15 protein-coding genes are annotated in these 16,763 nt (G+C 62.3%); 13 read left to right on the forward strand and 2 right to left on the reverse strand.

Annotation, left to right across the window (positions count from 1 at the left end; all coding sequences use genetic code 11):
• The first annotated feature begins 331 nt into the window (after positions 1–331).
• From AC07OF_RS07895 to AC07OF_RS07925, 7 genes are all read left to right on the forward strand, one after another.
• Positions 332–1,669: a TolC family outer membrane protein gene (locus AC07OF_RS07895; RefSeq protein WP_157190705.1), complete on the forward strand. Its 1,338-nt coding sequence runs from the start codon at positions 332–334 to the stop codon at positions 1,667–1,669.
• A 42-nt stretch (positions 1,670–1,711) separates the two neighbouring features.
• A complete protein-coding gene (locus tag AC07OF_RS07900) occupies positions 1,712–3,868 on the forward strand; it encodes a type I secretion system permease/ATPase (protein WP_157190706.1) in 2,157 nt (718 codons plus the stop codon).
• Between the two features lie 7 nt (positions 3,869–3,875).
• A complete protein-coding gene (locus AC07OF_RS07905) occupies positions 3,876–5,231 on the forward strand; it encodes an HlyD family type I secretion periplasmic adaptor subunit (RefSeq protein ID WP_198325420.1) in 1,356 nt (451 codons plus the stop codon).
• Between the two features lie 259 nt (positions 5,232–5,490).
• A complete protein-coding gene (locus tag AC07OF_RS07910) occupies positions 5,491–6,390 on the forward strand; it encodes a TauD/TfdA dioxygenase family protein (protein WP_157190708.1) in 900 nt (299 codons plus the stop codon).
• Positions 6,391–6,410: 20 nt separating this feature from the next.
• The gene (locus AC07OF_RS07915; protein ID WP_157190709.1) at positions 6,411–7,430 is read left to right on the forward strand and encodes an ABC transporter substrate-binding protein; all 1,020 of its coding nucleotides are present in this window, start codon (positions 6,411–6,413) and stop codon (positions 7,428–7,430) included.
• Positions 7,431–7,435: 5 nt separating this feature from the next.
• The gene (locus AC07OF_RS07920; protein ID WP_476446344.1) at positions 7,436–8,299 is read left to right on the forward strand and encodes an ABC transporter ATP-binding protein; all 864 of its coding nucleotides are present in this window, start codon (positions 7,436–7,438) and stop codon (positions 8,297–8,299) included.
• Between the two features lie 14 nt (positions 8,300–8,313).
• The gene (locus AC07OF_RS07925) at positions 8,314–9,180 is read left to right on the forward strand and encodes an ABC transporter permease (RefSeq protein ID WP_157190711.1); all 867 of its coding nucleotides are present in this window, start codon (positions 8,314–8,316) and stop codon (positions 9,178–9,180) included.
• 5 nt (positions 9,181–9,185) lie between these two features.
• Here the strand turns inward: AC07OF_RS07925 and AC07OF_RS07930 are convergent, their stop codons facing one another.
• The gene (locus AC07OF_RS07930) at positions 9,186–9,776 is read right to left on the reverse strand and encodes a WCX domain-containing protein (RefSeq protein WP_157190712.1); all 591 of its coding nucleotides are present in this window, start codon (positions 9,774–9,776) and stop codon (positions 9,186–9,188) included.
• A 206-nt stretch (positions 9,777–9,982) separates the two neighbouring features.
• Between AC07OF_RS07930 and AC07OF_RS07935 the strand changes: the two genes are divergently transcribed.
• From AC07OF_RS07935 to AC07OF_RS07960, 6 genes are all read left to right on the forward strand, one after another.
• Positions 9,983–10,801, forward strand: coding sequence for a tetratricopeptide repeat protein (locus tag AC07OF_RS07935; protein WP_157190713.1), 819 nt, complete (start codon positions 9,983–9,985; stop codon positions 10,799–10,801).
• Between the two features lie 94 nt (positions 10,802–10,895).
• Entirely contained in the window at positions 10,896–11,348 is a 453-nt protein-coding gene (locus AC07OF_RS07940) for a MarR family winged helix-turn-helix transcriptional regulator (protein ID WP_157190714.1), read from the forward strand.
• A complete protein-coding gene (locus AC07OF_RS07945) occupies positions 11,345–13,435 on the forward strand; it encodes an FUSC family protein (RefSeq protein ID WP_157190715.1) in 2,091 nt (696 codons plus the stop codon). The genes AC07OF_RS07940 and AC07OF_RS07945 overlap by 4 nt, the downstream gene beginning before the upstream one ends.
• Positions 13,432–13,644, forward strand: coding sequence for a DUF1656 domain-containing protein (locus tag AC07OF_RS07950; protein ID WP_157190716.1), 213 nt, complete (start codon positions 13,432–13,434; stop codon positions 13,642–13,644). The genes AC07OF_RS07945 and AC07OF_RS07950 overlap by 4 nt, the downstream gene beginning before the upstream one ends.
• A complete protein-coding gene (locus AC07OF_RS07955) occupies positions 13,641–14,516 on the forward strand; it encodes an efflux RND transporter periplasmic adaptor subunit (protein WP_038605378.1) in 876 nt (291 codons plus the stop codon). The genes AC07OF_RS07950 and AC07OF_RS07955 overlap by 4 nt, the downstream gene beginning before the upstream one ends.
• Positions 14,513–15,919 (forward strand): efflux transporter outer membrane subunit, encoded by a 1,407-nt coding sequence (locus tag AC07OF_RS07960; protein ID WP_157190717.1) that lies wholly within the window; start codon positions 14,513–14,515, stop codon positions 15,917–15,919. The genes AC07OF_RS07955 and AC07OF_RS07960 overlap by 4 nt, the downstream gene beginning before the upstream one ends.
• A gap of 96 nt (positions 15,920–16,015) precedes the next feature.
• Here the strand turns inward: AC07OF_RS07960 and AC07OF_RS07965 are convergent, their stop codons facing one another.
• Complete coding sequence (locus AC07OF_RS07965) at positions 16,016–16,762, reverse strand: slipin family protein (protein ID WP_157190718.1); 747 nt, start codon at positions 16,760–16,762, stop codon at positions 16,016–16,018.
• Position 16,763 lies beyond the last annotated feature (1 nt).

A 16,763-nucleotide genomic window follows, 5' to 3' on the forward strand; every position in this document is an offset into this window, starting at 1 on the left:
CCGTTCAGTTGGCTTCCATGCCCAGTCGGCGCTGATTTGCCGCTTTCCGATGGAAATGATTCAAATGTTATTTTGACGCTACATCCGTCAAATATTTGTCTATATTTTTTGGCTATTAACTTTATGCCAAACTATTGACCTTCCTGCCGCCATCCTAAACAATCAACACCGTAATGTCACATTGATATTTAAGCGGCTGCCACCCTTCCTACGTACGCTCGAGTACCCCTCCGGAAGTTTCCGACAGAACGTCAAGCTGGTTGCCATTTTCGAATGCAGCAACGTCCTTTTGCTGTGATCTGGGACAAGAGGTCCCTAGGAAAAACGTCTCATGCGCGCGTCATTGTTCACTGCTCTTCCTTTCGCCCTTGCTGCCAGTTTCGTTCAAGCACAAAGCCTGCCTGAAGCCATGCAAAAAGCCCTTGAGGTGCATCCGGAAATCCAGGCCGGGGTCAACAGCCGTATTGCGGCCGACTACCAGCTGCGTGCTGCCAAGGGCGGCTATCTGCCGAAGGTCGATGTGCTGGCAGGTTACGGGCGCGAAGGGACCGACAGTCCGAGCACGGGCAACCGTTGGGAAACCCTCAACCGTGGTGAATCCAGCCTGCGTCTGCGGCAAATGGTTTTTGACGGTTTTGCCACCTCCAGCGAAGTAGGGCGTCAACAAGCCACCGTTAACTCGCGCGCTTACTCCTTGCTCGGTGCCTCCGAGCGCACCGCGCTGACCGTCGCCCAGGTTTACCTCGACGTCCTCACCCGTCGCGAAATGGTGCGCCTGGCTGAAGACAACCTGCGCAGTCACGAACGCATCTACGACCAGATCAAGCTGCGTACTGCCCGCGGCGTGGGGCGTCTGGCTGACCTCGACCAGGCCGAAGCGCGTCTGGCCCAGGCCCGTAACAACCTGATTACCGAGCAGACCAACCTGGCAGACGCCAAGACCAACTACCTGAGCGTGGTTGGCCAGATGCCGGATGAGCTGAGCGCTCCTGCGCCGTTTATCGACCTGCTGCCAGCCAACCTCGACGAAGCCCGGCAACAAATGGTCGAAAGCAGCCCGATCCTGCGTTCGGCGGAGTCCGATATCGCGGCGGCGGAAAAACAATACGAGGCGGCAAAGTCTACGTTCTATCCACGTTTCGATGCAGAACTCGGACGGACGGCCGATAACGATATTGATGGCATGAACGGCCACAACAACGAATGGCAGGCTATGCTGCGTATGAGCTTCAACCTGTATAACGGTGGAAGTAACAAGGCCGATCTGGAATCCAAGTCGTACCAGACCAACCAGGCGCTGGACATTCGTAACAATGCCTTGCGCCAGCTCAATGAAGAATTAGGCCTGGCATGGAATGCTATGGACAACGCCAACGCGCAATTGCCTATTGCCCAGCAATACGTCGACTACAGCAACAACGTGCGCAGCGCCTACCAGAAGCAATTCAGCCTGGGCGAGCGGACGTTGCTCGACTTGCTCGATAGTGAAAACGAGCTCTTCACCGCCCAGCGTCGCCTGGCCGAGGTGAAGAACAGCCAAGTGTTTACTCAATATCGAATCAAGGCGACCATTGGCCAGCTGCTCAAGAGCCAGGGCGTTGTCGCGCCGATGGCCTCCGTTGTGCAAAACGATATGAAACCGAAGGTCAGCCTGCCAGGCATGAACTGAGGTTCACCTTAATCTCCAACCGCAATCATCAAGAGAAACCGCGTGGAATCAGAAGTCAGTCGAGTCCAACTCAGCCATGATCCACGCAGTCAGCACGATGATCCGTTGCTGGACAGCCTGCTGTCCCTCTGCGTGTTGCACCAGAAGCCCGCCAGCCGGGCGATGCTGACCACCGGCCTGCCGTTGCCGGCCCAGCGCCTGAGCCCGGAGCTGCTGCCGCGTGCGGCGGCCCGTGCCGGTCTGCAGGGGCGTCTGTTGCAACGCAAGCTGGAGCAGATTCCGGGCATCGCCATGCCGGCGATGCTGCTGCTCAAGGACGGTCGCAGCACGGTACTGCTCGGTTGGGAAAATGACGACACCGCGCGGCTGTTGCTCAGCGAGAGCGATGGCGGCGAGGTGCATGTCAGTCGCGAGGCGTTGCAGAGTGACTACAGTGGGCGGGTGTTCTTCGCGCAGCCGCAGCACAAGTTCGACGTCAACCACGGCAACCTGATTCCCCGCGCCCGCTCGTGGTTCCGCGACACGCTCAAGCGCAGCCGCTGGCTGTACATCGACGCCATCGCCGCCAGCCTGGTGATCAACCTGATCGCCCTGGCCGCGCCGCTGTTCGTCATGAACGTCTACGACCGCGTGGTGCCCAACCAGGCGACCGCGACCCTGTGGGTGCTGGCTGTCGGTATCTGCGGCGCCTATATCTTCGACCTGATCCTCAAGGGTCTGCGCAGCCTGTGCCTTGACCTTGCCGGGAAAAAGACCGACCTGATCATCTCCGCCACGCTGTTCGAGCGTATCGTCGGCATGGCGATGAAATACCGCCCGGCGCGGGTCGGCAGCTTTGCCCAGAACATCCACGAATTCCAGGGCCTGCGCGATTTCCTCGCCTCGCTGACCCTGACCAGCCTGATCGACCTGCCGTTTACCCTGCTGATCCTGCTGGTGATCGCTATCATCGGCGGCCATCTGGTGTGGATTCCGATCATTGCCTTCCCGCTCGCCCTGGGCATTGGCTACGCCTTGCAGAAGCCCCTGGTGGCGACGCTGGAGCGGACCATGGCCCTGGCGTCCGAACGCCAGTCGAGCCTGATCGAAACCCTGGCCGGTCTTGATGCGGTCAAGGTCAACAACGCCGAAAGCGAACGCCAGTACATGTGGGAGCAGACCATCGGCACCCTCAGCCGTCTGGAGCTGCGGGTCAAGGTGCTGTCGGGCCTGGCGATGAACATCACTTTGCTGATCCAGCAACTGGCCGGGGTGGCGCTGATCTGTGCCGGTGTTTACCAGATCATTGCCGGCAACCTCAGCATGGGTGGCCTGATTGCCTGCTACATGCTCAGTGGCCGTGCCCTCGGCCCGCTGGCGCAACTGTCCGGTTTGCTGACCCGCTACCAGCAGGCCAAGGTCACCATGGTTTCGACCGATCAGATGATGGAACTGCCGCAAGAGCGCAACTTCGAAGAGCGCCCGTTGAGCCGCCAGGTGCTGCAGGGTGCAATCGAGTTCCGCAACATTGATTTCACCTACCCGAACCAGCAGAACCTGGCGCTCAAAGGCGTCAGCCTGAGCATCCGGCCGGGTGAGAAAATCGGCATCATCGGCCGAAGCGGCTCGGGCAAGAGCTCGCTGGCCAAGTTGATCGTCGGCCTGTACGAAGCCGACGGCGGTTCGCTGCTGGTCGACGGCGTGGACATCCGCCAGATCGACGTCAGTGAACTGCGCCACAACATCGGCTATGTGCCCCAGGATATCCAGCTGATGGCCGGCACCCTGCGTGACAACCTGGTCAGCGGTGCGCGTTACGTCGAGGACGAAATGGTCCTGCAGGCCGCGGAACTGTCAGGTGTCCATGAATTCGCCCGCTTGCATCCGCAAGGCTATGAATTGCAGGTCGGCGAGCGCGGCCAGAACCTCTCGGGCGGTCAGCGCCAGAACGTTGCCCTGGGCCGGGCGCTGTTGCTCAACCCACAGATCCTGCTGCTCGACGAGCCTACCAGCTCCATGGACAACACCGGCGAAGAGCGCCTCAAGCAGCGCCTGCAAGCCGTCATTGAAAGCAAGACCGTGGTCCTGGTCACCCACCGGGCATCGTTGTTGTCTCTGGTCGATCGCTTGATCGTCGTCGACCGCGGACAGATTGTTGCGGATGGCCCGAAAGCCGCCGTCATGGATGCGCTGAAGAAGGGGCAGATCAGTGTTGCATAAGATCGATATGGGCCAGGTCAAGAACAGCCTGCGCAAGTACTTCAAAGGCTCCGAGTCGCTCAATGGCCAGCCACTGCCCGAGGTCAACAAGGCCCTCATCGAGGATGCGCCGCGCATCGTACGCATGACCATCTGGGGCGTAATCGCGTTCTTCCTGTTCCTTGGAATATGGGCCAACTTCGCGATCATCGACGAAGTCACCCGTGGTGAGGGCAAGGCGATTCCGTCGTCCAAGCTGCAGAAAATCCAGAACCTGGAAGGCGGCATCGTTGCGCAGATCTTTGCCAAAGAAGGCCAGATCGTCGAAGCGGGCGACCCTTTGCTGCGTCTGGACGATACCCGTTTCGTATCCAATGTCGGCGAGACCGAGGCGGATCGCCTGGCCATGGCCTTGCGTGTAGAGCGCCTGAGTGCCGAGGTCGAAGACCGTCCGCTGAAGATCGACGAAGAGATTCGCAAGGCTGCGCCTAGCCAGGCGGCCAACGAAGACGCCTTGTACCAGAGCCGTCGTCAGCAATTGCAGAGCGAAATTGGTGGCTTGCAGGAGCAACTGGTGCAGCGCCAGCAGGAACTGCGCGAGTTCAGCTCCAAGCAAGCCCAGTACCGCAACAGCCTGCAGTTGCTGCGTCAGGAAATCAGCATGTCCGAGCCGCTGGTGGCCCAGGGCGCAATCTCGCAGGTTGAAGTACTGCGCCTCAAGCGTGCCGAGGTGGAAAACCGCGGTCAGCTCGATGCCACCTCGCTGGCCATCCCGCGGGCCGAATCGGCGATCAAGGAAGTCGAGCGCAAGATCGATGAGACCCGTGGCAAGTTTCGCAGCGATGCCCTCACTCAGCTCAACGAGGCGCGCACCGACCTGAGCAAGGCGCAAGCCACTGGCAAGGCCCTGGATGACCGGGTCAACCGGACCCTGGTCACCTCACCGGTGCGCGGTATCGTCAAGCAGCTGCTGGTCAACACTGTCGGCGGTGTGATTCAGCCGGGCAGCGACCTGGTCGAAATCGTACCGCTGGATGACACCCTGCTGGTTGAAGCGCGTATCCGCCCGCAAGACATCGCTTTCCTGCATCCCGGCCAGGAAGCCATGGTCAAGTTCACTGCCTATGACTTCACCATCTATGGCGGCCTGAAAGCCAAGCTGGAACAGATCGGCGCCGACACCATTACCGATGAAGACAACAACACCTTCTACGTGATCAAGCTGCGTACCGATCGCAGTCACCTGGGCACGGATGAAAATCCGTTGTTGATCATTCCGGGCATGGTCGCCTCGGTGGATATCATCACTGGCAAGAAGAGCGTGCTGAGCTACCTGCTCAAGCCGATCATTCGTGCCCGGGCCGAAGCGCTGCGCGAGCGTTGATCCGGCACCGCGTTGTTGCCATCGCCGGCAAGGCCGGCTCCCACGCTGTAGGAGCCGGGCTTGCCCCGCGATGAGGGCCCGAAGCCCACCATATGCTTATTCAATAAAGATATTTAAATTATCACTCTTATGACTTTATAGTCACTTCCCTGCGTACCTGCCGACCAATCGGCGCGCCGCACGACCGAACCAACACGGAACCCCGTGAGTTTCTGATCGATGCGCGCACCTTTGGGCGCGCTCTGCGTGGGAGTGAATCATGTCAGCGGCCTCCAGCGTCTTGTCACCTGTCGACAGCGCACAACAACAACGCTTCGAAATTCGTCCTTTCTCCGGTGCCGTCGGTGCCGAAATCATCGGCCTGGACCTGTCCCGTGCAGTCACCACCGAAGACTTCGCCCGGATTCACCGCGCGCACCTCGACCACCATGTGCTGGTGTTTCGCGACCAGCACATCAGCCCGGAACAACAGATTGCCTTCAGCCGCCGCTTCGGTGTGCTGCAGATCCATGTGCTCAAGCAGTTCCTGCTGGCCGGACACCCGGAAATCCTCATCGTCTCCAACATTGTCGAGAACGGCCAGAACATCGGCCTGGGCGATGCCGGCAAGTTCTGGCACTCGGACCTGTCGTACAAGGAACTGCCGAGCCTGGGCTCGATGCTGCATGCCCAGGAGCTGCCGAGCGAAGGTGGCGACACCCTGTTCGCCGACATGCACAAGGCCTGGGACGGCTTGCCTGAAGCCCTGCGCACCGCCGTGCAAGATCGTAGCGCGGCGCACTCCTACACCGCGCGCTACAGCGAAACAAAATTCGAAGGCAACTGGCGCCCGACGCTGACGGCCGAGCAACTGGCCCAAGTGCAGGAAGTGATTCACCCGGTGGTGCGCACGCACCCGGAGAACGGCCGCAAGGCCCTGTTCGTCAGTGAAGGCTTTACCACCCGCATCGTTGGCCTGCCCGAAGACGAAAGCCGGCAGATCCTCGCCGAACTCCATGCCCACAGCGTGCTGGAGCAGAACATCTACCGCCACCAGTGGCAGCCACGTGACCTGGTGTTCTGGGACAACCGTTCGCTGATCCACCTGGCCGCCGGCTGCCCTGCGCACCTGCGCCGCAAGCTGTACCGCACCACCATCCAGGGCGATGCCCCGTTCTGACACGTATCGAGGAGTACAGCATGCGCAAGTCAATCAGCCGCCTGGCGGCCAGTATCGGTCTGGGTGTCAGCCTGCTCGCCGGCAGCCTGGTAGCCCCGGCAACCGCCCAGGCCGAAGGTGAAATCCGTATCGCCGAACAGTTCGGCATCGTTTATCTGCTGCTCAACGTGGTTCGCGATCAGAGCCTGATCGAGAAACACGGCAAGGAGCAGGGCATCGACATCAAGGTCGACTGGACGCAACTGTCCGGCGGCGCCGCGATCAACGATGCCTTGCTGTCCGGCTCGATCGATATCGCCGGTGCCGGGGTCGGCCCGCTGCTGACCATCTGGGACCGCACCCAGGGGCGGCAGAACGTCAAGGCCGTGGCGTCGCTGGGTAACTTTCCCTACTACCTGGTCAGCAACAATCCCAATGTAAAGACCATCGCCGACTTCAGCGAGAAGGACCGTATTGCGCTGCCGGCTGTGGGGGTCTCGGTACAGTCGCGTTTCCTCCAGTACGCTGCGGCCAAGCAGTGGGGGGACAAGGAGTACAACCGCCTCGACAAGTACACCCTGGCCGTTCCACACCCTGACGCTACCGCCGCCTTGCTGGCCGGTGGTACCGAGCTCAACGCGCACTTCTCCAACCCGCCGTTCCAGGACCAGGTACTGGCCAACAAGGACGTGCACGTCGTGCTCAACACCTACGACTTGCTCGGGCCGAACTCGCCAACCGTGTTGTTCGCCACCGAGAAATTCCGCAAGGACAACCCGAAAACCTACAAGGCCTTTGTCGACGCCCTGGCCGAGGCCGCGGATTTCGCCCAGAACGACAAGGCGGCCGCGGCCGATACCTACATCCGCGTGACCAAGGCCAAGATCGACCGCGAAGCGCTGCTCAAGATCATCGACAACCCGCAGTACGAGTTCAGCGTCACGCCGAAAAACACCTACCCGCTGGCCGAGTTCCTCTACCGCGTGGGCGCGATCAAGCACAAACCCGACTCCTGGAAAGACTACTTCTTCCAGGACGAGAAACCGCTGCAAGGGAGCTGAAGCGCATGAACACCCCATTGCAAGGCCACACGGTCAGCAAGTTGAGCAGCGTCGCCACGCCGCCGCTGCTGCAGGTGGATAACGTCAGCCTGGAGTACCGCACCGCGCAACGCGTGGTGCGGGCCACGCACCAGGTCAGTTTCGAAGTGGACAAGGCTGATCGCTTTGTCCTGCTCGGCCCCTCCGGTTGCGGCAAGTCGACGCTGCTCAAGGCGGTCGCCGGTTTTATCGCGCCGCAGGAAGGGCAGATCCGTCTGCAGGGGCAGGCGGTGCATGGCCCGGGCCCGGACCGGATCGTGGTGTTCCAGGAGTTCGATCAACTGCCACCGTGGAAAACCGTTAAACAGAACGTGATGTTCCCGTTGCTGGCGTCCGCCACGCTCAAGCGCAAGGAGGCCGAAGCGCGTGCCTTGCATTACCTGGATAAAGTCGGCCTCGGCGGTTTTGCCGATGCCTACCCGCATACCTTGTCAGGCGGCATGAAAGCCCGAGTGGCGATAGCTCGCGCATTGGCCATGCAGCCGAAAATCCTGTTGATGGACGAACCTTTCGCCGCCCTCGACGCCCTGACCCGGCGCAAGATGCAGGAAGAGCTGCTGCTGCTTTGGGAAGAGGTGCGTTTCACCTTGCTGTTCGTCACCCACTCGATTGAAGAAGCACTGGTGGTGGGCAATCGCATCCTTTTGCTGTCGCCTCATCCCGGGCGGGTACGCGCCGAAATCCACAGTCACCAGTACGACCTGCAGAGCCTCGGCGCCAATGATTTTCAGGCCTCGGCGCGACGCATCCATCGCTTGCTGTTCAACGATGACGCGCATGCCGAGCACGACCCGGCAGTGGATTTTGCCGACATTCGTATTGCCTACTGACCGGGAGAATTGCCATGACCACATCTGTTACGCCGCGTCAGGAATACGAAGTCGTTCTCGAGCCGCTGCTCAGCGTGCCGATCGAGCGTGAGCTACCTCTGGGCCAGCGCTTGTGGCAACAGGCCTGGCTGCGCAAGGGGCTGATCCTGGTGCTGCTGGCGGTGGCCTGGGAAGCTATCGCTCGCTACCAGGCTAACGACCTGCTGCTGCCCAGCTTCCTGCAGACCGCAGTGGCCCTGTACGACGGCCTGATCACCGGCGAATTGCCGGCCAAGGTCGGCGTTTCCCTGGTGGTGCTGCTCAAGGGGTATCTGCTGGGTATTGTCCTCGCGTTCGGCCTGACCACCCTGGCGGTCTCGACCCAGTTCGGCCGTGACCTGCTCAGCACCTTGACCTCGATGTTCAACCCGTTGCCGGCCATTGCCCTGCTGCCGCTGGCCTTGCTCTGGTTCGGCCTGGGCGACAACAGCCTGATTTTTGTCCTGGTGCATTCAGTGCTCTGGGCCTTGGCCCTGAACACCTATGCCGGGTTTCTCGGTGTGTCGGAAACCCTGCGCATGGCCGGGCGCAACTATGGTCTGCGCGGCTTGCGCCTGGTGCTGCACATCCTGATCCCGGCGGCGCTGCCGTCGATTCTCTCGGGTCTTAAAATCGGCTGGGCCTTCGCCTGGCGCACTCTGATTGCCGCGGAACTGGTGTTCGGCGCCACCAGTGGCAAAGGCGGACTGGGCTGGTACATCTTTCAGAACCGCAATGAGCTGTACACCGACAAAGTCTTCGCCGGGCTGGCCGTGGTGATCCTGATCGGCCTGCTGGTGGAGAGCCTGGTGTTCAACAACCTGGAGCGCATTACCGTGCGCCGCTGGGGTATGCAGCGCTGACCGGCTCAGGCGGTCTGGTACTGCGCTGCGGCGTTGCTCAGGGTTTCGGCGATCTGCTGGCGCAGGGCCAGGGGCTGTTCGACGATCAGGCCGTCGCCCTGGCTGAGTAACCACCAGCGCAGTTGCCAACCGTTGCTCACCGTCGCACGCAGGCAGTGGCCGTGCTCCAGCTGGGTGACGTGCATGTCCGCCGACAGCGGGGTTTCACGTACCAGGCGCGCCAGGTTGTCACTGATCCAGGCCTGCAACTCGATCTTGTCGGTATCACCAAACTGCAGGGCATCGCTGCGCAGATAGGCCTGCAGATCAAAGTCGCGCAGGCCTTCGCTGGCGTTGTTGAGCACGCGCAACTGATGAAAACCGGCATTGGCCGCCCAGTGCCAGCCATAGGGAATGCTCTTGTCGTTGCGCTCCAACGGGAAAATCAGCGACAGCTCGTTCAAGTCGCGTTCAATGGTGCGTTTGCTGATGGTAAAGCCGGCGTCTTTCAGGCGGGCTACCAGCTCGGCACTGGTGGTACCGGGTGAACGGCTGGGCAGTTGGCGCAATAACTCCCATTGACGGCTGAGCGTGGCGCGGGTCGTGGCGGAGGGCAAAGTGTGGCGTCCTTGTCTAGGCTTGCGGTTGTAGCATGTTCCTAGTGGAAAGATATGGCAATTGGCCATTTATCTATCGAATCAAGGATGAAGTAGTTGATTTGCCTCAACCGAATCGTTCGCGACAGGTTTTGTCGTGGCTTTGCGCAGAATCACGCCTCATTACTCCTGCCTTCGTTTCGGCGGGTTGTTCAATGAGGATGAACATGTCAGCTGCCAGCAATATTTTCCCACTGCTCGAGCGTCTGCTTCCCGAGCGCATCATTGCGGTGTCTGGCCGTTCCAGCCAACTGGAGCGGTTGTACGCCGGTGTGGGCATACCCAGCCAGCGGGCAGCATTGGGTGAAAGCTTCATCCTGATCAGCCGTCTCGAGGAGGCCAGCGACCTGCAGGCGCTGTACAGCGATCTGCGGGCCCAGGCCCTGGATGGCAGTGTCGCGGCACTCAACGACCTGGGCTGGATCTGGCTCAACGGCAAGTACTGGCGCGCCGACCCGACGCTGGCCGGGCACCTGCTACGCATGGCGGCGTTGCAGGGCAGCGCGCCGGCCTGGTTCAACCTGGGCCAGCAGTATTATTTCGGCAAGGGTGTGGAGGTCGCCTATGCCAGTGCGGCCGAGTATTACCAGCAAGCCTTCGAGCGCGGTCTGGAACAGGCGGCCGCAGCTTTGGGCGATCTCTACGAAGAAGAAATCTGCGACAGCGACGTGCAGGAGTGGAAGGTCGACCTGCACATGGCCTACCACTGGTTCTTGCGCGGCGCCCAGCGCGGCGAGGCGCGCTGCCGTTTTGAAGTCGGCTACCGGCTGCTGCACGGGCAGACCGTGGCAGCCGACCAGAAGGCCGGTGTGTACTGGCTGGAACTGGCGGCCGTGGCCGGGGTGATGCAAGCCGCCGAAGAGCTGGCGGTGCACTTCAGTGTGTCGCAGAACGCGTTGCGCTACCTGTTCTGGCGTGACCAGGCCATCGCCATGGGCAGTTCGCTGGCCCTGACCATGAAGCTGGAAGATCAACTGCAACCCTGAGCATGGCGCTCGTCAGCCGCGCTTGACGGCGGGGGCGATGATCGAAGAATATTGATAGTTAGCAAACTATGAATATAGCGATGACCCTCCCTTCATGACTCTCGATGCACTGCACCTGAACATCAGCAGCGGTATGGTGGTGGCCGGTCGGCACTGGCGGCGGATCTGCCAGGCGACCTTGGCCGGCTACGGTATTTCCGAAGCCTGTGCCATGCCGTTGCTGATGATCGTGCGCCTGGGCGACGGTGTGCATCAGGTGGCGGTGGCCCAGGCGGCCGGGCTGGAAAGCCCGTCGCTGGTGCGCCTGCTCGACCAGCTGTGCAACGCCGGGTTTGTCTGCCGCAGCGAAGACCCGGTGGACCGCCGGGCCAAAGCCTTGAGCCTGACCCGCAGTGGCCGGGTACTGGCGGAAACCATCGAGGGCGAGCTGGTGCGTTTGCGCCGGGAGGTGCTGCAGGGCATCGATGAAGCCGACCTGCTGGCCACCCTGCGTGTGCTGCGGGCCTTCGAACAGGCCGCACAGCGCACCCCGGGAGTGTCTTCGTGAAGGACTTTTTCAGCTCCATGCCGCCCGCGCGCGACTGGTTTTACGGCGTGCGCACCTTCGCGGCATCGATGATTGCCCTGTACATCGCCTTGCTCATGCAACTGCCACGGCCTTACTGGGCCATGGCCACGGTGTACATCGTCTCCAGCCCGTTTGTCGGCCCCACCAGCTCCAAGGCGCTGTACCGCGCCATGGGTACCTTGCTGGGCGCCGCTGGCGCGGTGTTCATGGTGCCGCTGCTGGTGCAGACGCCGGTGCTGCTGACCGTGGCCATTGCCCTGTGGACCGGCACCTTGCTGTTTCTCTCGCTGCACCTGCGCACTGCCAACAGCTATGCCCTGATGCTGGCCGGCTACACCTTGCCGATGATTGCCTTGCCGGTGGTCGACGATCCGCTGAGGGTGTTCGACATCGCCTCGTCGCGGGCCCAGGAAATCTGCCTGGGTATCGTCTGTGCTGCGGTGGTCGGGGCGATCTTCTGGCCGCGGCGCCTGACGCCAGTGCTGGTGGGGGCCACCGGCAATTGGTTCAACGAAGCGATTCGCTACAGCGACACCTTCCTGGCCCGTAGCGTCTCGGCCGAGAGCGTCGGCACCTCGCGTGCGGCAATGGTTGCCACCTTCAACTCGCTGGAGCTGATGATTGGCCAGCTGTCCCATGAGGGCGCGCGTCCGCAGACGGTGAAAAATGCCCGCGAACTGCGTGGCCGCATGATCCACCTATTGCCGGTGGTCGATGCACTGGACGACGCCCTGGTGGCCCTCGAAGCGCGTGCGCCGGCCCAGGCCTCTCAGCTGCAGCCGTTACTGGAGCAGGCCCGTGAATGGTTGCAAAGCACCGCCAGCGACGCCGCGCCGAGCCGCTGGTCAACCCTGCGGGCACAGCTCGAAGCGATGCAGCCCAGCGCCGCTGCCCTCGACGAGCGCGCTGCGTTGCTGCTGTCCAACGCGCTCTACCGCCTGGCCGAGTGGGTCGATCTGTGGCAGGACTGCTGCAGCCTGCAACACGCCATCCGCAATGAAGACCTGTCGCCCTGGCGCGCGGTGTACCGGCATTGGCGTCTGGGGCGGCTGACTCCGTTCTTCGACCGTGGCCTGATGCTCTACTCGGTATTCTCCACCGTGACCGCCATCATCGCCGCCACCACCCTGTGGATTCTCTCGGGCTGGAACGACGGCGGTAGCGCGGTGATTCTGGCGGCCGTGGCCTGCAGCTTCTTTGCGGCGATGGACGACCCGGCGCCGCAGATTTACCGCTTCTTTTTCTGGACGGCGGTGTCGGTGGTGTTCGCCAGCCTCTACCTGTTTCTGGTGCTGCCCAACCTGCACGACTTCCCGATGCTGGTGCTGGCCTTTGCCGTGCCCTTCATCTGCGTCGGTACCCTGACGGTACAGCCGCAGTTCTACCTCGGCACCTTGCTGACCATCGTCAACACCGCCTCGTTCATCAGTATCCAGGGCGCCTACGACGCTAACTTCCTGACCTTCATCAACTCCAACCTGGCCGGGCCGGTGGGGCTGTTGTTCGCCTTCATCTGGACCCTGGTGATGCGCCCGTTCGGCGTCGAGCTGGCGGCCAAGCGCCTGACGCGTTTCAGCTGGCACGACATCGTCGGCATGACCCGGCCTGCGACCCTGGCCGAACACCGGCGCCTCGGCGTGCAGATGCTCGACCGCCTGATGCAGCACCTGCCGCGCCTGAACCAGACCGGCCAGGACACCGGCAGCGCCTTGCGCGATCTGCGTGTGGGCCTGAACCTGCTCGACCTGCTGGCCTATATGCCACGGGTCGGCGCGCTGCCACGCCAGCGCCTGGAGCGGGTGGTGGAGGAGGTCGGTGAACACTTTCAGGCCTGCCTCGACGCCCGTCGCCGCCTGCATGCCCCCGAAGTACTGCTGCAGAGCATGGAGCGCGCGCGCCGCGCCCTGAACCTCAATGACCTGGCGGATAGCGCCGACGCCCGCGTGCACCTGCTGCATGCCTTGAGCGGCTTGCGCCTGGCGCTGCTGCCAGGTGTCGAGGTGGTGCTGGAACCCTCTGACGACCAGCCGCAACTGCCTTACGGCATCGATGGAGCGCCCCTGTGATCGGTGAACTGGATATCAGCGGGGTGTTCCTGCCCACGCTGCTGGTGATGATGGTCCTCACCTACTTGTTATTTCTCGGGGTGCACGCGGTGCTTACCCGTATGCATTTCTACCGTCTGGTCTGGCACCGGGCGTTGTTCAACGTTGCGCTTTACGCCGTGCTGCTCGGCACGGTCGACCACTTTTGCCGAAACCTGATGCTGCCATGAAAAAACCCTTGTTGACCCTGGGCCGCGTGGTCCTGACCCTGCTGGTAGTGACGCTGGCGACCGTACTGGTCTGGCAGATGGTCATGTATTACATGTTCGCCCCCTGGACGCGGGACGGGCATATCCGTGCCGATGTGATCCAGATCGCCCCGGACGTGTCCGGGCTGATCCAGCAGGTCGAGGTCCGCGACAACCAGGTGATCAAGCGTGGCGACGTGCTGTTCACCATCGACCAGGACCGTTTCAAGCTGGCGCTGCGCCACGCCCAGGCGACCCTGGCCGAGCGCAAGGAAACCCTGGCCCAGGCTCAGCGTGAGGCACGGCGTAACCGTGGCCTGGGCAACCTGGTGGCGCAAGAGCAACTGGAAGAGAGCCAGTCCCGCGAGGCCCGCGCGCAATCGGCGCTGGCCGAAGCCCAGGTCGCGGTGGACGCTGCTCAACTCAACCTCGACCGCTCGGTGGTGCGCAGCCCGGTGGATGGTTACCTCAACGACCGCGCACCGCGTGCCCACGAGTTTGTCAGCGCCGGCAAGCCGGTGCTGGCGGTGGTCGACAGCGCGTCCTATCACGTCGATGGCTATTTCGAAGAAACCAAGCTCGGTGGTATCCACATCGGCCAGGCTGTGGATATCCGCGTGATGGGCGACAACGCCCGCCTGCGTGGGCATGTGCAAAGCTTTGCGGCGGGTATCGAAGACCGTGACCGCACCAGCGGTGCCAACCTGCTGCCCAACGTCAACCCGGCCTTCAGCTGGGTGCGTCTGGCCCAGCGGATCCCCGTGCGGATCGCCTTCGATGAAGTGCCGGCGGACTTTCGCATGATCGCCGGGCGGACTGCGACCGTGTCGATCATTGACGGTAACGGCCAATGAAACGTCTGTCGCTGCTCGGCGTGAGCCTGCTGTTGTCGGCCTGCCAGATGGTTGGGCCGGATTACTCACTGCCCAAGGAGGCGGCGATGCAGCGCGCCGACCTGCAGGGTGAGTTGCGTCAGGATGCCAGCAGTGTGGTGTCTGCGCCGGTGCCGCAGAACTGGTGGCATCTGTATCACGATCAGCGTCTGAACACGCTGGTCAGCCAGGCCCTGGCGGCCAACACCGAATTGCGCATTGCGGCGGCCAATATCGCCCGGGCGCGTGCTCAGGTCGAAGAAGCTCAAGCCCAGGGCGGATTCAACGGCGGGGTGAAACTGGGTGCGCAACGCTTGCAGGAGTCCGGTGAAGCCTTCCTGCTGCCGGAGAAGGTACCGGTGGCGAACATCGGCGAAGCCATCATCAGCGCGTCCTACCAGTTTGACCTCTGGGGCACCCTCAAGCGTGGCGTCGAAGCTGCCCAGGCCAATGCCGACGCGACCCAGGCCGCTGCCGATACCGCGCGGATTACCCTGGTGGCCGACGTGGTGCGTGCCTACACCCAGGTCTGCGCGGCCAACGAGGAATACCACATCGCGCGCGAGTCGCTGGATCTGCAGGAGCAGAGCGTGAATCTGGTCCAGCGTCTGCGCGACGCCGGGCGTGGCGATGAAACCCAGGTGACCCGTTCACAAACCCAGTTCAAGTCGCTGCGTGCCGAGCTGCCGCGCTACCAGGCTGCACGCGAGGCAGGCTTGTATACCCTGTCGATGCTGCTGGCCAAACCGGTTGCGCAGTTGCCAGCCGGCACCGCCGATTGCGCCGAGTTGCCGCACATCGCCCAAGTGTTGCCGGTGGGCGATGGTGCCGCGCTGCTCAAGCGGCGTCCGGACATCCGTCAGGCTGAGCGCAGCCTGGCGGCGGCCACGGCGACCATCGGCGTGGCTACCGGTCAGCTTTATCCGGACATCAGCATCGGTGCCCAGGTCGGCACCATCGGTATTCTGGAAAACCTCGGTGAACCGGCGACCAACCGCTGGGGCTTTGGCCCGGCGCTGACTTGGACCGTGCCAACCAACGGTTCGCGTGCGCGCATCCGCGAGGCCGAGGCCTCGACCCAGGCGGCGCTGGCGCATTTCGACGGAGTGGTACTCAACGCCATCCGCGAAACCCAGACCAGCCTGGCGCAGTACAGCGCATTGCTGGAGCGGCGTGATGCCTTGGCGGATGCCGAGCGCTCGGCGCAGCAGGCGGCAGATCATACCCACCGTTTCTACCAGGCCGGACGCGAGTCGTTCCTGGCTGATCTGCAGGCGACGCGGACCTATACCGATATGCGTGCGCAACTGGCCATGGCCAATACTCAGGTGGCGATGGGGCAGATCGGGTTGTTTCTGGCGTTAGGGGGCGGCTGGTCGAAATAGCAAGGCTGTGCCTTGCATCGCCGGCAACGCCGGTTCCCACAAGTGGTCTTATATTGTGGGAGCCGGCCTTGCCGGCGATAGGCTACGGCCCCGGTTTCATTTATCCACAAACCCCTTGAGCATCTCGATCGGCAACGGAAAGACGATCGTCGACGACTTGTCCCCGGCGATCGTGCCCAGGGTCTGCATATACCGCAGCTGCATGGCCCCCGATTGGCGCCCGAGCATTTCTGCCGCCTGCATCAGTTTCTCCGAGGCCTGCAGCTCCCCTTCGGCGTGAATCACCTTGGCCCGCCGCTCGCGCTCGGCTTCGGCCTGGCGGGCAATGGCGCGGATCATCGATTCATTGAGGTCGACATGCTTGATCTCGACGTTGGCCACCTTGATGCCCCAGGCGTCGGTTTGCGCGTCCAGTACCTGGCGGATATCCAGGTTCAAGCGCTCGCGTTCAGCCAGCAGTTCATCCAGCTCATGCTTGCCGAGCACCGCGCGCAAGGTGGTCTGCGCCAGCTGGCTGGTGGCCATGAGAAAGTCTTCGACCTGGATGATCGCCTTCTGTGGATCAAGCACGCGAAAGTACAGCACGGCATTGACCTTGACCGAGACGTTGTCGCGGGTGATCACATCTTGCGGCGGCACATCGAGGACCACGGTGCGCAGGTCGACCCGGACCATTTGCTGAACCCCGGGAATCAGCAGCACCAACCCCGGCCCCTTGACCCGCCAGAAGCGCCCGAGCTGGAACACCACGCCCCGTTCGTACTCACGCAGAATGCGAAACGCCGACAGTAACAACACGGCAGCAAATGCCAGCAACGCACCAATGCCCAGTTCGAAAAACATC

It is taken from the genome of Pseudomonas sp. GW821-FHT10B02 (assembly GCF_059415665.1).

Excerpts from the sequence above, each read along its gene's own strand:
- AC07OF_RS07895 (WP_157190705.1), top strand. The coding sequence starts at position 332 with ATGCGCGCGTCATTGTTCACTGCTCTTCCTTTCGCCCTTGCTGCCAGT.
- AC07OF_RS07905 (WP_198325420.1), top strand. The coding sequence starts at position 3,876 with ATGGGCCAGGTCAAGAACAGCCTGCGCAAGTACTTCAAAGGCTCCGAG.
- AC07OF_RS07910 (WP_157190708.1), top strand. The coding sequence starts at position 5,491 with ATGTCAGCGGCCTCCAGCGTCTTGTCACCTGTCGACAGCGCACAACAA.
- AC07OF_RS07915 (WP_157190709.1), top strand. The coding sequence starts at position 6,411 with ATGCGCAAGTCAATCAGCCGCCTGGCGGCCAGTATCGGTCTGGGTGTC.
- AC07OF_RS07920 (WP_476446344.1), top strand. The coding sequence starts at position 7,436 with ATGAACACCCCATTGCAAGGCCACACGGTCAGCAAGTTGAGCAGCGTC.
- AC07OF_RS07925 (WP_157190711.1), top strand. The coding sequence starts at position 8,314 with ATGACCACATCTGTTACGCCGCGTCAGGAATACGAAGTCGTTCTCGAG.
- AC07OF_RS07935 (WP_157190713.1), top strand. The coding sequence starts at position 9,983 with ATGTCAGCTGCCAGCAATATTTTCCCACTGCTCGAGCGTCTGCTTCCC.
- AC07OF_RS07940 (WP_157190714.1), top strand. The coding sequence starts at position 10,896 with ATGACTCTCGATGCACTGCACCTGAACATCAGCAGCGGTATGGTGGTG.
- AC07OF_RS07955 (WP_038605378.1), top strand. The coding sequence starts at position 13,641 with ATGAAAAAACCCTTGTTGACCCTGGGCCGCGTGGTCCTGACCCTGCTG.
- AC07OF_RS07960 (WP_157190717.1), top strand. The coding sequence starts at position 14,513 with ATGAAACGTCTGTCGCTGCTCGGCGTGAGCCTGCTGTTGTCGGCCTGC.
- AC07OF_RS07965 (WP_157190718.1), bottom strand. The coding sequence starts at position 16,762 with ATGTTTTTCGAACTGGGCATTGGTGCGTTGCTGGCATTTGCTGCCGTG.